General features: G+C 65.2%; 13 protein-coding genes. 6 read left to right on the top strand and 7 right to left on the bottom strand.

Annotation, left to right across the window (positions count from 1 at the left end; genetic code table 11):
- Positions 1 to 77 precede the first annotated feature (77 nt).
- Complete coding sequence (locus tag AB4120_RS07990) at positions 78 to 2,321, bottom strand: NADP-dependent isocitrate dehydrogenase (protein WP_149138695.1); 2,244 nt, start codon at positions 2,319 to 2,321, stop codon at positions 78 to 80.
- A gap of 225 nt (positions 2,322 to 2,546) precedes the next feature.
- Positions 2,547 to 3,431 carry a YihY/virulence factor BrkB family protein gene (locus AB4120_RS07995; protein WP_149138696.1) on the bottom strand — a complete coding sequence of 295 codons (885 nt, stop codon included), beginning with the start codon at positions 3,429 to 3,431 and terminating at the stop codon, positions 2,547 to 2,549.
- 199 nt (positions 3,432 to 3,630) lie between these two features.
- On the opposite strand from AB4120_RS07995, the gene AB4120_RS08000 reads away from it, so the two are divergent.
- Positions 3,631 to 4,263 carry a LysE family translocator gene (locus tag AB4120_RS08000; protein ID WP_149138697.1) on the top strand — a complete coding sequence of 211 codons (633 nt, stop codon included), beginning with the start codon at positions 3,631 to 3,633 and terminating at the stop codon, positions 4,261 to 4,263.
- A 6-nt stretch (positions 4,264 to 4,269) separates the two neighbouring features.
- Here the strand turns inward: AB4120_RS08000 and AB4120_RS08005 are convergent, their stop codons facing one another.
- Positions 4,270 to 5,298 carry an FUSC family protein gene (locus AB4120_RS08005; RefSeq protein WP_144199910.1) on the bottom strand — a complete coding sequence of 343 codons (1,029 nt, stop codon included), beginning with the start codon at positions 5,296 to 5,298 and terminating at the stop codon, positions 4,270 to 4,272.
- A gap of 330 nt (positions 5,299 to 5,628) precedes the next feature.
- Between AB4120_RS08005 and AB4120_RS08010 the strand changes: the two genes are divergently transcribed.
- From AB4120_RS08010 to AB4120_RS08025, 4 genes are all read left to right on the top strand, one after another.
- Positions 5,629 to 8,523, top strand: a complete 2,895-nt coding sequence (locus AB4120_RS08010; protein ID WP_262389734.1) for a type VI secretion system Vgr family protein — start codon at positions 5,629 to 5,631, stop codon at positions 8,521 to 8,523.
- Between the two features lie 85 nt (positions 8,524 to 8,608).
- A complete protein-coding gene (locus tag AB4120_RS08015; protein WP_441642128.1) occupies positions 8,609 to 13,288 on the top strand; it encodes an RHS repeat-associated core domain-containing protein in 4,680 nt (1,559 codons plus the stop codon).
- A gap of 54 nt (positions 13,289 to 13,342) precedes the next feature.
- Positions 13,343 to 13,723 carry a hypothetical protein gene (locus AB4120_RS08020; protein ID WP_262389736.1) on the top strand — a complete coding sequence of 127 codons (381 nt, stop codon included), beginning with the start codon at positions 13,343 to 13,345 and terminating at the stop codon, positions 13,721 to 13,723.
- Positions 13,724 to 13,908: 185 nt separating this feature from the next.
- Positions 13,909 to 14,292: a hypothetical protein gene (locus AB4120_RS08025; RefSeq protein WP_149138700.1), complete on the top strand. Its 384-nt coding sequence runs from the start codon at positions 13,909 to 13,911 to the stop codon at positions 14,290 to 14,292.
- Positions 14,293 to 14,317: 25 nt separating this feature from the next.
- Here the strand turns inward: AB4120_RS08025 and AB4120_RS08030 are convergent, their stop codons facing one another.
- The 4 genes from AB4120_RS08030 to flgA form a co-directional block, all read right to left on the bottom strand.
- A complete protein-coding gene (locus AB4120_RS08030; protein ID WP_187645215.1) occupies positions 14,318 to 14,488 on the bottom strand; it encodes a hypothetical protein in 171 nt (56 codons plus the stop codon).
- Positions 14,489 to 14,660: 172 nt separating this feature from the next.
- Complete coding sequence (locus AB4120_RS08035) at positions 14,661 to 15,122, bottom strand: flagella synthesis protein FlgN (protein WP_144199920.1); 462 nt, start codon at positions 15,120 to 15,122, stop codon at positions 14,661 to 14,663.
- Between the two features lie 9 nt (positions 15,123 to 15,131).
- A complete protein-coding gene (gene flgM / locus AB4120_RS08040; RefSeq protein ID WP_149138701.1) occupies positions 15,132 to 15,449 on the bottom strand; it encodes a flagellar biosynthesis anti-sigma factor FlgM in 318 nt (105 codons plus the stop codon).
- Positions 15,450 to 15,631: 182 nt separating this feature from the next.
- A complete protein-coding gene (flgA, locus tag AB4120_RS08045; protein WP_149138702.1) occupies positions 15,632 to 16,369 on the bottom strand; it encodes a flagellar basal body P-ring formation chaperone FlgA in 738 nt (245 codons plus the stop codon).
- A 290-nt stretch (positions 16,370 to 16,659) separates the two neighbouring features.
- Here flgA and flgB point away from each other — a divergent pair, with 290 nt between their 5' ends.
- Positions 16,660 to 17,067, top strand: coding sequence for a flagellar basal body rod protein FlgB (gene flgB / locus AB4120_RS08050; protein WP_144199926.1), 408 nt, complete (start codon positions 16,660 to 16,662; stop codon positions 17,065 to 17,067).
- The last annotated feature ends 7 nt before the right edge of the window (positions 17,068 to 17,074 follow it).

The following is a 17,074-nucleotide window of genomic DNA, read 5'->3' on the forward strand; positions in this document are numbered from 1 at the left end:
GGCCGGAACCACGCGGTTGCGCGGGCCCGGCCGTTCTGGCGGTTCCGCCCCGGGTGCCGGGGCGGAGAGGGAGGTCATCAGCCCTTCACGGCCTCCAGGGCCGCGTTGAGCGTCTTGCTCGGGCGCATCACCGCATCCAGCTTGTCGAAGTCAGGCATGTAGTAGCCGCCGATGTCGGCCGGCTTGCCCTGCACGTCCGACAGCTCGCCGACAATGGTCTTCTCGTTGTCGGTCAGCGTCTTGGCCAGCGGTGCGAAGGTCTTGGCCAGGTCGGCGTCGTCCTTCTGCGCGGCCAGTTCCTGGGCCCAGTACATGGCCAGGTAGAACTGGCTGCCGCGGTTGTCGAGCTGGCCGGTCTTCGGCGACGGGCTCTTGTTGTTGTCGAGCAGCTTGCCCGTGGCGGCGTCCAGCGTCTTGGCCAGCACCTTGGCGCGGGCGTTGCCGGACTTGATGCCCAGCTCTTCCAGCGACACGGCCAGGGCCAGGAACTCGCCCAGCGAATCCCAGCGCAGGTGGTTCTCTTCCACCAGCTGGGCCACGTGCTTCGGTGCCGAACCGCCGGCGCCGGTCTCGTACAGGCCGCCACCGGCCATCAGCGGCACGATCGACAGCATCTTGGCGCTGGTGCCCAGTTCCATGATCGGGAACAGGTCGGTCAGGTAGTCGCGCAGGATGTTGCCGGTCACCGAGATGGTGTCCAGGCCGCGGATCACGCGTTCCAGCGTGTAGCGCATGGCGCGCACCTGCGACATGATCTGGATGTCCAGGCCGTTGGTGTCGTAGTCCTTCAGGTAGGTTTCCACCTTCTTGATCAGCTCGGCCTCGTGCGGGCGGTACGGGTCCAGCCAGAACACGGCCGGCGTGCCCGAGTTGCGGGCGCGCGTCACGGCCAGCTTCACCCAGTCACGGATCGGGGCGTCCTTGACCTGGCACATGCGCCAGATGTCGCCCTGCTCGACCTTCTGCGTCAGCGCCGACAGCACTTCATTGGTGGCGTTGTCGACGATGCGGGCCTCGCCGTCTTCCGGAATCTCGAACGTCTTGTCGTGCGAGCCGTACTCTTCGGCCTTCTGGGCCATCAGGCCGACGTTCGGCACCGTGCCCATCGTCACCGGGTCGAAGGCGCCGTTGGTCTTGCAGAAGTTGATGATTTCCTGGTAGATCCGGGCGAAGGTCGATTCCGGGATCAGGCACTTGGTGTCCTTGGTGCGGCCGTCGGCACCCCACATCTTGCCGCCGATACGGATCATGGCCGGCATCGAGGCATCGACGATCACGTCGTTCGGTGCGTGCAGGTTCGAGATGCCCTTGGCCGAATCCACCATCGCCAGTTCCGGGCGATGCTCGTGGCAGGCGTGCATGTCGCGGATGACTTCCTCGCGCTTCGACTCCGGCAGCGCCTCGATCTTGGTGTACAGGTCCACCAGGCCGTTGTTCACGTTCACGCCCAGTTCGTCGAACAGCTTCTGGTGCTTGGCAAAGGCGTCCTTGTAGAAGACCTTCACGGCGTGGCCGAACACGATCGGGTGCGACACCTTCATCATGGTCGCCTTCACGTGCAGGCTCAGCATGACGCCGGTCTTGCGCGCGTCTTCCATCTGTTCTTCGTAGAAGGCCAGCAGGGCCTTCTTGCTCATGAACATGCTGTCGATGACCTCGCCGTCCAGCAGGGCCACCTTCGGCTTCAGGACGATGGTCTTGCCGCTCTTGGTGACCAGCTCCATGCGCACTTCACGGGCGCGGTCCAGCGTGATCGACTTTTCGCCGTGGTAGAAGTCGCCATGCTTCATGTGCGCCACGTGGGTGCGCGAAGCCATGCTCCACTCTCCCATGCTGTGCGGGTGCTTGCGGGCGAAGTTCTTCACGGCGGCCGGCGCGCGGCGGTCGGAGTTGCCTTCGCGCAGCACGGGGTTCACAGCGCTGCCCAGGCACTTGGAGTAGCGCTTCTGGATGGCCTTTTCTTCGTCGTTCTTCGGGTCTTCCGGGTAGTCGGGGATCTTGTAGCCCTTCGACTGGAGTTCCTTGATCGCGCTGACCAGCTGGAACAGCGAGGCGCTGATGTTCGGCAGCTTGATGATGTTGGTGTCCGGCAGCAGCGTCAGGCGGCCCAGTTCGGCCAGGTTGTCCGGCACGCGCTGTTCTTCGGTCAGGAATTCGGGGAATTCGCCGAGGATGCGGGCCGCCACCGAGATGTCGCTGGTCTCGACGTTCACGCCAGCCGGGGCGGCGAACGTGCGGATGATGGGCAGGAAGGCACTGGTCGCCAGCAGCGGAGCTTCGTCGGTCAGGGTGTAGATGATGGTTGGCTGCTGGGTACTCATTGCTTATCTCGCATCAAGAATCAGGTTGGAAAATGCCCCGGGTGGGTCACAGCCGGGGGCAAGACCCGAATTTTGCCTTATTTTTGGTGTCGGGAGGGGCGAACCATTGCGCTTTTTGCGCGGATGTATGCAAAGGCATCCAGATGTCGAGGTCGTCTCTGTCACTCATCATGCAGGCAAGTCTGTTGAATGTCGGTCATCTGCAGTCAAATTGTCGATTGACGACTAGGTGTGGAAGCCCTGCGGCGCAGGGTCGGCGCCGGAACGCTCCACGGCGGCGATGACCTGGGCGCCGAACAGCAGCAGCGTGGCGGCAATCTCCAGGCTCAGCAGCACCACGATGGCCGTGGTCAGGGAGCCGTACACCCGCCCCACCTGGGACAGCGTGGCGAAATACCAGACCAGCACGTGACGGGACACTTCCCAGAGCATGCAGGCGAAGACCGCCCCCACCAGCGCATGGCGCACCGACAGCCGGCCTACCGGCATGACGAGGTAGATCGAGGTCAGCAGGAGGATCTCGCCAGCCAGCCCGAGCAGGTAGAGCAGGGTGCCGGAGAGGCGGTCCAGCGACCAGTCATGGCCCAGCACCTCCAGGTGCCGTTCGCCGATGGTCTGGAGCCCGCCCGCCACCAGCGTCACCACCAGCAGCCCCACGCTGAGCACGAGGATGTAGCAATAGGGCAGGATGGCCGAGACCAGGAAATGCCGCCGCCGGATGGCCACGCGATGGATGAAGATGACCGACATGGCGTTCTCGAGCACGGTGAAGGCCAGCGAACTGAAGAAGATCATCGTCACCAGCAGCACCCAGCCGAGGGCGGGGTGCTCCATGAAGCGCGCCAGTTCTGCCACCAGCGCGCGTGACTGCCCCGGGAGCAGCCATTCCAGGTAGCGCGCCAGCGTATCGAGCAGCCGGGCCGGGTCGATCACATGCGACAGGCCAATCAGCATCAGGATCAGCAACGGCACGATCGACAGCAGCGCGTAGTACGCCACCGCCCCGGCCAGCAGCAGGCCCTGGTTGGCGCGGAATTCCCGGAGCGTGGCGAGGATGAAGCGCCCGGGGTGCTGGAGGACGTGCCGGATGCGGGTATCGAGGATAGGCATGGGAGGCAATGAGGCGTCACGGTCCAATGTGGCCCATCGGCGCAGCCCCGACAAGGCGAGTTTGTCCGACACGGCGGCCGGCGCCGTACAGATCGGGCCGAAAGCCATGCGGATCTGTATCCACTCGACGATCGCACCCGTTCCTATAATGGCCCGATCCCCGGCGCCCTCGTAGCCCCGTTTTTCAAGGAAATCCGACATGCTCGACTGGCACGACCTGGCCTTCTTTGCCCTGGCCGCCCTTGTCCTGGTGCTGACCCCGGGGCCCAACATGATCTATTGCGTGTCCCGCGCGCTGTGCCAGGGCCGGGCGGCTGGGCTGGTCTCGCTGGCGGGCGTGCTGCTCGGGTTTGTGGTCCACCTGATGGCCGCCGCGCTGGGGCTGACCGCGCTGCTGATGGCGGTGCCGTTCGCCTTCGATGCCATCCGGCTGGCCGGCGCGGCCTATCTGCTCTGGCTGGCCTGGCAGGCGGTGCGCCCCGGCGGCGCGGCGCCGTTCCAGGCCCGCGCGCTGCCGGCCGATCCGCCGCGCAAGCTGTTCAGCATGGGCTTTGTCACCAATCTGCTGAATCCCAAGGTGGCGATGTTCTACCTGTCGTTCTTCCCGCAGTTCCTGCATCCCGAGCAGGGCTCCGTGCTGTGGCAGAGCCTGCAACTGGGCGCGGTGCAGATCGGCGTCAGCGGTGCGGTGAACTTCCTGCTGGTGATGGGGGCGTCCGGGATTACCGCGTTCCTGTCGCGCAGCGAGCGATGGCTGCGCGCGCAGCGCTATGTGATGGGAACGGTACTCGGCGCGCTGGCCATGCGCATCGCGCTGACGGACCGGAAGTAACCCGGCTCAGCGCGTGGCGTAGGGAAAGTGATGCTGCGCCGCCATCTGGGACAGATGGTCGCGCAGATGGCCCAGCTCGGCCGACAGCTGCAGGGTCAGGAACGCAAACGAACTATGGCCGATGGACGGATCGTCCGGGTGCGGCGCTGGCAGGGTGATGTTCTGGCGGACCATGGTCTCGTCGCCGGCTTCCAGCGCGCTGGCCATCTCCAGCAGCAGGTCGCGGATGCAGTGCTCCTCTCCGCAGGCATCCATGCTCTCGGGCGGAATCGTCGCCAGCATCTCCAGCGCGCTGATGCACACCCGCGCGCAGTGCTGGACTTCCTCCAGATCCGCCGGCGGCGTGCCGGTTTCCTTCGCCACCGAGGGGATCAGGCTGCGCAGCTGCACCAGCGGCGGGCCCAGCTTCATCATGGCCTGCTGGCGCTCGCTCTCATCCGCAAAACCCCGTTCGATCTTGGCGTGGACGGCCGCGCAGGCGCGTAGCAGCCCGGCGAGCTTGAAACGCCACGAATACGACGCATAGGCCGGCAGCGCGAACGAGAAGACCAGCGCGATGGCCGTGCCGATCATGACATCGACGGTGCGCCAGAGCGCGTCATAGACGTTCTGGTCGCCGTGGCCGGCCGTGATGACCACCGTAATGCCGGCCAGCAGCGCGATATATCCCCCCTTGCCGACCGCATGGTAGGCCGCATACCCGCACGCCACGGCGATCAGCAGGTAGGTCAGCAGCGGAATACGGAAGTAGCTTTCCTGGAGGATCAGGAACAGGCCAACGAAGGCGCCGATCAGCGTGCCCACCCCGCGCTCGGCGGCGCGGCGGCGGATATTGCCGTGGTGCTGGAGCCCGCCAATGACCACGAGCACCGTGATCGAGGCCCATTCGCCATGCGGCACGTTGATGCCGGTGGTCAGCGCGATGGAGACCAGCAGGGCCAGCGCCACGCGCGTGGCGTGGAAGATGCGGGCCTGGCGGAATCGGCGATCGGGGTCGAACAGCGCGCTTGTTGTATTTCGCAGGGCCTCGAGCATGGGGGCGATCACCTTCGTGGGGCCGGAACCACTCTAGTGTATAGACCCCGGCGCACGATCCGCAACATTCACCGCCTGAGCCGCCGAGCCGCCCAGTGCCGGCTGTCATCTCATTTCATTCAGATCTCATTTAAGTTTGTCTTGGCGCACTTTCGAATTCGTCATATTCGGTACGCGCGCCGATCGCCGCATCGTGTGGGTTCGCGGCATCTGAGCCGATGATTGCAGCCGCCTTGCCTGCCTCCTGTATCGACGTGCTCGACTATGCGTGTTCCCTCGCCATTGCCGTCCCGTACCGTTTCTGTCCGATGTGCCGGTCTGCCCACGCTGATGGGCGCACCGGCACTGGTGTTTTCGCGGTTGTCCGGCACGGAACGGCTGTGCGAGCTGTTCGAATACGAAGTTGAACTGAAAACCCCCGACGCGCGGCATGCGCCGACCGGGCCGGCGGCGAACCTCGACACGCAGGCGCTGCGCGGCCAGGAACTGACGGTTGCGATTGAACTCGACGGCAGCGGCGCCGGGCCAACGCGTCGCACCGGCGCGGGCACGCGGGAGATCACGGGGCTGATTACCGACGTGCGCGGCCCGATCCCGCAGGGCCGGCAGATCGCTTACTGCCTGACGCTGCGCCCGTGGCTCTGGCTGGCCACGCTGACCACGGACTACCGCGTCTTTCAGCAACAAACCGTGGTCGAGATCCTCGACGCGCTGCTCTGCGCCTACGCCTTCCCCGTGGAATGGCGCGTCGACGCGGCGCGCTATCCCAGCCGTGAATACCAGGTGCAGTACGGCGAGAGCGACTTCGATTTATTCCAGCGCCTGACCCAGGAATGGGGCATCTCCTGGCACATCGCGCACAGCGATGGCAAGCACCGGCTGATACTGACCGATGCCAACAGTGCGTTCGCGCCGTACAGCAGCCCCGCCTACCACACCATTCGCTGGCAGCGCAGCGCGGACCGCATCGACGAGGAATGCCTGCACGCATTCGTGCTGCACGACCGCCTCGTGTCCGGCCAATGGGCCAGCTCCGACTACGATTTCGTCAAGCCAGGCGCGGATCTCGCGGTGCGCTCGGCGGCGCCGCTCGATACCGCGCACGCCGAGGCAGAAGGCTATGAGTATCCAGGCGACCATGGCCAGCCCGCCACCGACAACGACCCGTGGCGCGAAGGCGGCCATGTGGCCCGGCTGCGGATGGAGGCCCTCCGCCAGCACGGCAGCCGGGCGAGCGGACGCGGCCACGTGCGCGCCATGGTGCCGGGCTGCACGTTCAGGCTGAGCCATTTCGTCCAGGACAGGGCAAATCGCGAGTACCTGATCCTCGGCGCCGATCTGGAGGTCGAAGATGTGCCCGAAGCGTCGGGCATCGGCCAGCAGTGGCGTTGCGAGGTCGCCTTCACGGCGCAGCCGACGAACGTGCTGTTCCGGGCCGAGCGGACCCAGCCCAAGCCGCGCACCAGCGGCCCGCAGACCGCCACGGTGGTGGGACCGGAGGGCGAGGAGACGTGGACCGACGCGTACGGGCGTATCCGTATCCAGATGCATTGGGACCGGATCGGCCAGCGCAACGCCAACAGCTCATGCTGGGTGCGGGTGTCCTCAGCGTGGCAGGGGGATCGCTTCGGGGCGGTGCACGTGCCGCGCATCGGCCAGGAGGTGGTGGTCGAGCACCTGAATGGCGATCCCGATTGTCCTATCGTCACCGGCCGCGTAGCGAACCGCCTCAATATGCCGCAGTGGCCGCTGCCGGCGCAACACGCGCTGTCCGGCTTTGTCAGCAAGGAATTGCATGGCGAACGCGCCAACGCCTTTGTCCAGGACGATACCCAGGGAGAAATCCAGACCCAGCTGCAGAGCGACCATCAGACCTCATGGCTTGGCCTCGGTTTTTTGACGCGCGTGCTGCACGGCGCCGGGCGCAAGGACAAGCGGGGCGAGGGTTTCGAGCTACGCACGGACGGGCAGGGCGTAGTGCGCGCCCACGGCATGCTGTTGACCACCGAGCGACGTGCCAACGCCAGCGCGCATCACAAGGACCTGGGCGAGACCGTGGAGCGGCTGGCGGTGGCCCGTGCACAGCAGGAAACGCTGGCCGCGCTGGCGCAGCAGCACGCGGCGCAGGACGCGGCCGACCAGGCCGAAGTGGCCAGCGCCATCCAGCAGCAGAACGACGACATCCACGGCACAGGGGTCGCCAACGCGGATGCCGGCAGCTTTCCCGAACTGGCCGCGCCGCACCTTGTGCTTGCCAGCCCGGCCGGCATCGAGGCCACCACGGCGCGCTCCACGCATCTTGCTTCGGGCGAGCATCTGGCGCTCACCAGCGGCGGGCATACCAGCCTGGCCGTGGGCAAGCGGCTGCTGGCCAGCGCGAGCCGGGGCGTGCGGATCTTTATCCAGAGCATGGGGTGGCGGCTGGTGGCGGCCGGCGGCGACATCGACCTGCGCGCGCTGCGCGACAGCATCAACCTGCTGGCCCGGATCGGGATCACGGCCACCGCCGACCGGATCACGCTGTCGGCCCGGCAGCAGCTCGTCATCAGCGGCGGCGGCAGCAGTACCACTTATGACGCGGGCGGCATCACGCATCGCACCGGCGCCGCGTATGTCATTCGCACCGCCAGCTATGCCCTGATCACGGCACAGCGCGGTGCCGCGGCGTTCCCGCCGCCGCGCAAGCCCGGGCAAGGCAATCTCGAACTGTTCAACCACTACGCCAACCGCACCGGCATCGGTGGGGAGTTCCGCGTGGAGGACGCGTTGGGCAAGGCGGTGACCGGCCGCTTGAACGCCAAGGGCTTCGCGGCCGTCGACGGGCTTGCACCGGGCCCTGCCACGGTGCGCTTTGGCAAGGACCCCGCCGATACCTGGGTCGAGGCCAGTCATGTCGGCCAGCCGGCATGGTCGCCGCGCGCGGCAGGGCAGGCGGGCGCCAGCGCGATGGCCGACAGCGCCGCCGGGTTTGTCGCCGGGCAGGTGCTCGCTGCCGCCAGCCGGGCCAGCGAGACCAGCCAGGCACTGCAGATCGCGCAACAGCTCACCACGGCGGTCAAGGGCCTTCCCGATGGGCTCGCGGCATTCGGCCTGTCCGGCGCCCAGGCGCTGCTGGGCCAGGCGATGCCGATCGCGATGCCGACGTTGATGGCGGTGCCGGCGTTGGCCAAGGCCGTATCGCATCCCGCCCGGCCTTCGATGACCACGCCGGGATTTGTCTCCTGATTCCCGCCGAAACCCTCCATCGCCATCACGCCCAGCCATGTCCCAACCGACGCCTTCACCTGCTCCGCGCCCGCCCGAGACAGTAGTGGCCCCGCTCAATACCATCGCCGTGGAGGATGTGGGCCGGGGTGCCGCGCAGGTCGATGCGTGGCTGCGGCAGGCCAGTGGCGGGCTGGTGACGCTGGCGCGCATCCAGGCCGTGGCCGGCGGCTTGCCCGTGGTGGGCAACATCATGGCACTGGTCGATGCGCTCAACGACATCTTCGCGCTGATGCGCAGCCGCTCGCGCGATGTGTTCGACTGGGCCAGCCTGGGGATTAACCTGATCGGCGTCCTGCCGTTGCCACCGGGCATGGCAGCGGCACGCATGAGCCTGCGGCCCACGCTCGCACTGGTTCGTCAGGAACTGCGCCACGCCGCCACGGCTGCTCTCGGAGATGGGTTGATCGAGGTGCTGGTCGGGCATTTGAACGCCACCATCATCGGCGAGCTTGACGATTTTGTGCAGCAGGCGCAGGCGAAGCTGGGCAGCATCCTGGAAGATGCCGGCGCCCTGGGCGAGACGCTGCTGGGCGAAATTGCCGGCGGGATGGAAGCCGTCGCGCTGGGCCGGCTCGACGCCGCCGGCAACGCGCGGTCGGCCCGCACGCAAGCCGGCGTTGCGGCGGAGCAGTTGCTGAACGATCCCCGGGCGGCCATCGGCAATATCTTTGGTGCGGTGTGGGATGCCCACAAGGCGTCGGGCAAGGCGGTGGCCAACACGGCGGTGCGGCTCGCGATGCCCGAGAAGATGCGGCAGCAGGTGGCCGCCAGCGCGGGCGCCCTGCGCGAGATGGGCCCGACACTGCGGGCGCAACTGGCGAAGTTGGCCGACCCGCAAGCCACGCACAGCCTCGGCTGGCTGCTGGCGATACTCAGCCAGGCGGTGGCGCGATGGCGCCAGAAGCGGCGCGCCGGCCAGAGCGCCAATGTCCATCCGAAGTACACCAGCGAGGCACGGCAACGCGCGCAGGATGGCGAACTGGGCGCCATCGGCCGTCAGGCGCCAGCACGGGGCAGCCCCGGCTGCCGAAACTGCCCGGCACCCTCCGGCAGCCGGCGCAGCATCAGCTTCGCCACCGGCGACGAGACGCTGTCGCACACCGATTTCATCCTGCCGGGACAGTTGCCGCTTGCCTGGACGCGTACCTACCGCTCGAGCCTCGCCGCCTACGACACCGGTGTATCGAATCCATGCGGCGCGCGCTGGATCACCCCGTACACCACCCGCTTCGATCAGGTGTCCAAGGGCGTGGTGTATCACGCCGCCGATGGCCGCAGCCATGCATATCCGCTCCCCGAGATTGGCAAGTTCCACCACGATCCGATCGAGAACATCACGCTTGTACGGGTGTCGGAGAACGCGCTGACGCTCGCCCGGGGTTTCGAAGCTGAGGAGACCTACCGCCGCCACGGGCAGCGTTTCCGCCTGACCGGCATCAAGCTGCGCAGCGGCGCGGGCGTGGCGCTGCACTATGACCATCGCGTTCACGGCGACACCGTGCTGTCGGATGTGATCGCCTATCAAGGTACGGCGACGATGGCCCACATCGGCGTCCGCCCCGACGCGGCCGGGCGCATTGCCGAACTGTGGCAGATCGCCGACGGCCAGCTTGTGCGGCAGCTCTCGCGCTATACCTACGACGGCGCGGGCGATCTCGTGATGGCGCAGGACGAGAACGCCGCCCACTGGGACTACACCTACCGGCATCACCTGCTCACGCGCTACACGGACCGCACCGGACGCGGCACGAACCTGCAGTGGCACGGCGACGGCCCCAATGCCCGGGCGGTGCGCGAATGGGCCGATGACGGCAGTTTCGACATCCGCCTGGCGTGGGACCCCGACATCCGCGTGACCTGCGTGACCGACGCGCTCGGCCACGAAACCTCGCATTACTACGACATCCTCGGCTACACCTATCGGATCCGGCATCCCGACGGACGATCCGAATGGTTCTTCCGCGACGACGCCAAGAATGTTGTGCGGCATGTGCGTACGGACGGTGCCGTGGACAGGTTCGCCTACGATGGGCGCGGCAACCTGCTCGAGCACCTGCGCCCGGACGGCAGCGCGGTGCACTACGCCTGGGACGACGGCGACCAGCTCATCGGCATCCGGGATGCCGAGGGCGGGCTGTGGCAGCGCCGCCATGACGACCGCGGCAATCTGATCGAGGAGACTGACCCGCTCGGACACAAGACGGAATATGCCTACAGCCAGACCGGCTTGCTGGTAGAAATACTCGACGCACGGGGCGGGAAGAAGCAGTTGGCCTACACCACCTCGGGGCAACTCGCCAGCTATACCGATTGCTCGGCCAAGACCAGCACCTGGCAGTATGGCGCGCGCGGCGAGCTGGTGACATTCACGAATGCGGCAGGCGAGGCGACCCAGTACCAGTACGAGGCCGGGCAACTGGCCAGCGTCAGCCACCCCGATGGGCGCGCGGAATACTTCGAGCGCGACGCTGAAGGCCGGCTGCTGGCGTACACCGATGCGCTGCACCGGCGTACCACCTGGCACTACAGCGAGGCCGGCCTGATAGCAGGGCGCACCGATGCGGCGGGCCGCACGCTCGGCTACCAGTGGGACAAGCTCGGGCGGCTCATTGCGCTCGTCAACGAGAACGACGCCAGGACCGCGTTCCGCTACGACCCAGTGGGGCGTTTGCTGGAGGAAACCGGCTTCGACGGCAGGACCACGCGCCACTTCCATGAGCCGGCCACGGGCAGGCTGGCACGGAGCGTCGATGCCGGGCAACTGCAAACCACCTACGCCTTCGATGCAGCCGGTCGCCTGATCCGCCGCGAGGCGGGCCAGTTGGATCGACAAGGCCAGGTCAGGCACAGCCAGGCCGAGACGTTCGCCTATGACGGCGACGGCCGCATGATCCTGGCCGAGAACGCGGACAGCCGCCTGCATTGGTTCCATGACGCCGCAGGCAATGTGGTGCGCGAACATCAGCACTACCGGTGCCTTGAGGAGCCGCTGGTGGCGGTCTGGCGGCACGAGTTCGACGCGCTGCACCAGCGCATCGCCACGATCCGTCCGGACGGACACCGCGTGGCCGCGCTGACTTACGGCGCGGGGCACGTGCACGGCGTGATGCTGGATGACCGCGAACTGGTCCATCTGGAGCGCGACGACCTGCACCGGGAGGTGCTTCGCACGCAGGGCAACCGGCTCGCCCATGCGCAGGCCTACGATCCGGCGGGGCGCCTGGTGGAACAGACGCTATCCCACATCGAGGGCGCCCGGGCGGGCCATCGCTTGCTGCACCGCCAGTACCAGTACGACGCGGTCGGGCAGCTATCGGGTATCCGCGACATGCGGCGCGGCACGCTGCGATATCGCTATGACCCAGTGGGCCGGCTGCTCGCTGCGCACAGCGCACTGGGCAGCGAAACGTTCGCCTTCGACCCGGCCGGCAACCTGCTCGACGATCCCGATACGCGCTTGTATGAGGCTACTCCGGCACATGGACGACGGGCCACCGATAGTCGCCTGACCGGCCGCCCGAGGCTGGTGGACAACCTGCTCCGGCAATACGCCGGCACCCAATATCAATGGGACGAACGCGGCAACCTCATCGGACGTCTGGACCATGGCGTGGCGGCCTCCTTCACGTGGGATGCTTTCAATCGGCTGGCCGCCTATCGCCAAGCGGACCTGTCAGTGCAGTACATCTACGACGCGCTCGGGCGTAGGCTCGTCAAGTCGTCCTCCGCCCAGGGCGTCACGCTCTATGGCTGGGACGGCGACCAACTGGCGTGGGAAAGTCGGCCGGACCGGAGCACGCACTATCTGTACGAGCCCGGCACCTTCGTACCGCTGGCCCAGGCGGTACGCCATGACGCCATCGCCCTGCATCGCCAGCCCGACTACGCGGGCGACTACGATATCGACGACGATCCGCTCTGGACCGAGGACATCGCCCCGCAGCCGTTCGACGCCATCGCGTGGTACCAATGCGATCACCTCGGCACACCGCAGGAGCTGACCGACGAGACCGGCGAGATTGCATGGTCTGCGCAGTACAAGGCCTGGGGCGCCGCGCGAGAGGTCATCACCGACGCGGCGCGCAAGGCAGGCATTGCCAACCCACTGCGCTTCCAGGGCCAGTATCACGACCAGGAAACCGGGCTCCATTACAACCGGCACCGGTACTATGATCCGGTAAGCGGGCGGTTTGTGAGCCGGGATCCGATTGGGCTTCGGGGAGGGCTGAACGGGTATGGGTATGCGCCCAATCCAGTGGAATATATTGATCCGCTGGGATTATCAGCTGATGAAAGTACGACGACTTTTTATCATGCAGGAAACATCAAGGGACCGATCGATCCGTCTGAAGGGCGTCCCAATCTGGATTTTAATCCTGCAGGTAAAGGTGGATTTTATGTGACGACAGAGCGGGCGCAGGCGGAGGAGTGGCGATCTCGCAAGCGTCCGAAGATCACGGTATTTTCCGTTCCAGACTCGGAGTTGGCTATGCTTGATATTAAGGTATTCAAGTCTGCTGATGAAGAGTGGGCGGACTTTGTGACGCGCGGGCGAAAAGGCGTGCTTTCACACGGATATGACGCCGTAAGCGGACCCATGGTTGAAAATCCCGGAGACGTAAGACGGAAAGGAGCGTCGCCAAAGCCTATTGGATGCCAGCTGGCGGTTTTCTCCACAAAGGGAGCCTCAGTGTTCGATCGATCCAAGAAGGAAGAGTGCTAGCAGTGTATCTTGACCGAAAGTGCGTGATTTGTGACTAAAAGGATATCAGTAGTGATGGACGAAAGCAAAATAGTTGATGGTATTCTGATTGTTGATGATAATGATCCAAGGCGGTGCGTAATTTTCAATTTCCGAACCTGGGTGGAAATAATCAAGGGGTTGATGGTTCAATACGCCGGAAAAACAGAGAAAGAAGCCGCCTCGATTCTTCTGAACTCGCCTTTGGTGGAGAATGCGTTGCGCAGCTATATGGCAGTTGGTTTGCGTGCCCATGAACTGGATTACCATTGGGCAATGCTTCTGGCACATGGTGAGGGATATTGGCGGAAAGGTATCGATACGGAGGAGCCAGATGGTTATGAAGAGTGGGACGAGCGATACAGGAAAGAGCACGACTTGGAAGAAAGAAATTTCATTTTCTATGATCAAAACTGAATTCTGCATGCCATAGCAAGAAGTGTTCAGTGAGGCTCTCGCCCTACGCCGGCTAGCGAAGGCTTTTGGGATTGGGAAAAGAAATTCAGGAAAGAGCATCGTCTGAAAGACAGGAGATTCGTCTCCAGTGATGAATTGCCGAGGTAGCGTGATAAGCACGCGTATGACTCAAAAGATTATCGGGCGTGATAGAGGAAAGCAAAATCGTAGATGGTATCGTCATCGTTAACGACCGCGACCCCAGAGAAAGTGTGGTTTTTAATTTTCGTACCTGGGTGGCAATAATCCAGGCCATTATGGTGAAGTACGGTGACCTGGGTGACGATCAGGCAAACGCCGTCCTCCTCGCTTCCTCCTTGGTGGAAAATGCGCTGGACGGATATTTGGACGTAGGCCTACGCGCCCACGAACTTGACTATCATTGGGCGATGCTGCTGACTCATGGCGAGCAGTATTGGCGGAGAGGTATTGATTCGGACCCGCCTGAAGGTTTTTGGGCTTGGGAAAAGCAATACAAAAAAGAGCACAACTTGGAAGACAAAAGCTTCGTGTTCTTTCGTAATAGCTAAAAGTCGGCCACAGCCGACATTTTCCCTACGACGGATCCTTAGTCCGCGTCCGCGATACCGCCGACATTACCCCAATCCCCAGCACCACCAAACAGGCAATGCCGATATAAACCGGAGCCAACCCAGCGATGCTGAGGCCCCAGGCGATGCCGCCGACGAGCAGCAGCAGCCCGATGAGATAGAGCGCGAAGGACATGAGTGACACCTCCCAGACAGAAAGTGGTGGCATCCGCGCGTGTCGTGCGGATGCGCCTGACTGTCAATGTAGGCAAGGTGCCTGCCGGCGGGGATCGGTCGATGACCTAGCCTTGCGTAGGCCGGTTCTGACTACCGCCGGATTGGGACCGGCGGTGTGATGCGTATGTAACTCAGCCGGCCGCCAGGCTCACGCCGCTTGCGGCGTTCTGCGCGCGGCCGTCGCGGCCATACATCTCGTTGGGGCCGGCGCCGCCCTGGCGCAGCACCTGGATGGCTTCCTGCGTGAATTCGAGGTGGGCGTTGACGATGGCGCCGTTCAACTCGTTGGCGTCCTTGGCCTTGCTGGCGAAGAACACCACCTTGCGCCACGCCTCAGCCACGGCCGCATCCACCAGCCCGCCCACAAGCAGGCCGCCCGGGCCCACGCGCAGGCCCAGCGCAATCATCTGCGCTTCGCGCGCCGCGGTGGCGCGCGTGAGGCCCTGAGCCAGTTCCATCTTCTGGTTGAGCAGCTCGCTCAACGCCTGGAAATCCTGGCGTTTGATGGCGTCGCGCTCCTCGGCGAGGGTGCGGCCAAATGCGGCGATGGCGTCAGCTTCGAGCTTCAGGGTCTGGATCAGGGCTTGGCTCATGTCAGGGAGTTATTGGCTTTCGCCCTGGCTCAACTCGCGCAGCGAAGCGAGCAAGCCGTCGGCGATCTTGCTGGGATCGATCTTGATCCTGCCCTCCGCGATAGCCTGGCGGATTTCCTCGACCTTCGCGGTATCGATGTCGTCGTCGGTCTCATTGACCAGACGCGAACCGATCTCACGCACTTGCGCGGTCAGCGGGCTGACGCGCACGCCGGTCAGGGCGCCGGAAGTCGCGGACGAGGCGGCACCGTTGGCGGCCGGACGGGCTGCGCTGTCGGTTGCCGCGGCATCGGCGGGCAGGGACGGAGTGGATTGGTTGATCTTCACGGTGAAATCCTTGCTGGGTTCCCTTGGCTTATCGGATGTTCCACCCGGAACTTTAGGGTTTTCGCATCCGGATCAGGGGTGGGGCGGCATTCTCGCATGCGCCGCCTGCGCCTGCTCTTTCTTCCTGCTTCCGCGGGAATCCCGGCGACTACTTCGGGCTTCTTCCGTTAAAAATGTGACGATTACTGCTGCAGCACGACTGTGTCGCCGCTGCGCACGAGGCCGCTGACCACCTGCCCGTTGCGCAGCCGCACCTGTACCGAATTGCCGGTGGCGGCATCGGCGAGCACCTTGCCCTCGCTGGTGAGTTGGAACGAGTCACCTTCGACGGTCACGTTGACGGTCTGGCCGGACTTCACGGCAATCGACTTCTTGAGCAGATCGGTGCGCATGGGCGAGCCGGCCGCGATGCGGTTGGCTGCCACGGCGCCGGCCACTTGTGCTGGATCCGTCACAACGGCGCGCGGCAGCGCCGCCAGGTCGCCCTGACGCACTTCGAGGTCGGCGGCGCTGATGGTCTCGCCGGGGGCCATTGCGCGGGCCGCTACATAGTAATCAGTCAGTACCGAGACCCGGGCCTGCACGTAGCGCGTCCAGGGCCGGTCGCCGCCGCAGCGCACACCCACCGCCACGCGGCCCCACGGGGCGGCGCCGGACGGCAGGAAGGGTTCGGGGTTCTGGCAATCGGGCGCGCGGCCGCCCGAGGGCGGCACCACCTGCACGCTGACCTTGCCCGGCAGGCCGGTGGCCTGGCGCAGCAGGAACTGTTCGACGACCACGCGCACGGGGTCGTCGGCAAACGGGGTGGCAGCCGACGGCATTGCCACCGGCGTGACCTGGGCGGGCGCGGCGACGGACGGCTGGGCCAGCGCGAAGCCGGCCAGCGCCATCAGCCCGGCGGCCTGGCGAGTGAGGTTCATAGGGGTCATCCCAGCAAGGATGGGGGGTGGCCGGCGCGGGCGGGCCCGCGCGATGCCGCCCCACGACATCGGAAATACAACAACGAATCTGTGGGGCAATTGTAGGCAGCCTCGCGCGAAGGGTCGGCGCGAATTGCGCGGATTTCTCGGTCCTATTCGCACGATTGGCGTGACAGGGCGGCCCCTAAGATGGCAACCCTGAAGAAGCCCCGGACCGGCACGCGTATACGCATACCCAGGTCTACGGCAGTTTTCTCCCCGAAGTTGAAGCCAGAGCAGGAAAGGCAGACATGATCGACAGACTCGATGCGGCGTTGCGCTTCCAGCAGGAAGCCTTGAGCCTCCGGACCCAGCGGCAATCGGTGATTGCCTCGAACATCGCCCACGCGGACACGCCGGGCTACAAGGCACGCGATTTCGATTTCGCCAGCACCCTGGCGACGTCGGTGGAGCGCGGCCGCCAGAGCGAAGGCATGACGCTTTCCACCACGCAGAAGCGCCACCTGCCGGGCCAGGCGCCGACTTCGAGCAGCGCCGACCTCGACTACCGCATTCCGCTGCAGTCGAGCATGGACGGCAACACCGTGGAAATGGACACCGAGCGCGTGGCGTTCGCCGACAACACGGTGCACTTCGAAGCCGGCCTGACGGTCATGAGCAGCAAGATCAAGACGATGCTGTCGGCTATCCAGAGCTAACCAGGAC

This window comes from Cupriavidus sp. 2KB_3, from assembly GCF_052115685.1.
Taxonomy (GTDB): domain Bacteria; phylum Pseudomonadota; class Gammaproteobacteria; order Burkholderiales; family Burkholderiaceae; genus Cupriavidus; species Cupriavidus campinensis.

Excerpts from the sequence above, each read along its gene's own strand:
- AB4120_RS07990 (WP_149138695.1), bottom strand. The coding sequence starts at position 2,321 with ATGAGTACCCAGCAGCCAACCATCATCTACACCCTGACCGACGAAGCT.
- AB4120_RS07995 (WP_149138696.1), bottom strand. The coding sequence starts at position 3,431 with ATGCCTATCCTCGATACCCGCATCCGGCACGTCCTCCAGCACCCCGGG.
- AB4120_RS08000 (WP_149138697.1), top strand. The coding sequence starts at position 3,631 with ATGCTCGACTGGCACGACCTGGCCTTCTTTGCCCTGGCCGCCCTTGTC.
- AB4120_RS08005 (WP_144199910.1), bottom strand. The coding sequence starts at position 5,298 with ATGCTCGAGGCCCTGCGAAATACAACAAGCGCGCTGTTCGACCCCGAT.
- AB4120_RS08010 (WP_262389734.1), top strand. The coding sequence starts at position 5,629 with ATGGGCGCACCGGCACTGGTGTTTTCGCGGTTGTCCGGCACGGAACGG.
- AB4120_RS08020 (WP_262389736.1), top strand. The coding sequence starts at position 13,343 with ATGGACGAAAGCAAAATAGTTGATGGTATTCTGATTGTTGATGATAAT.
- AB4120_RS08030 (WP_187645215.1), bottom strand. The coding sequence starts at position 14,488 with ATGTCCTTCGCGCTCTATCTCATCGGGCTGCTGCTGCTCGTCGGCGGC.
- AB4120_RS08035 (WP_144199920.1), bottom strand. The coding sequence starts at position 15,122 with ATGAGCCAAGCCCTGATCCAGACCCTGAAGCTCGAAGCTGACGCCATC.
- flgA (WP_149138702.1), bottom strand. The coding sequence starts at position 16,369 with ATGAACCTCACTCGCCAGGCCGCCGGGCTGATGGCGCTGGCCGGCTTC.
- flgB (WP_144199926.1), top strand. The coding sequence starts at position 16,660 with ATGATCGACAGACTCGATGCGGCGTTGCGCTTCCAGCAGGAAGCCTTG.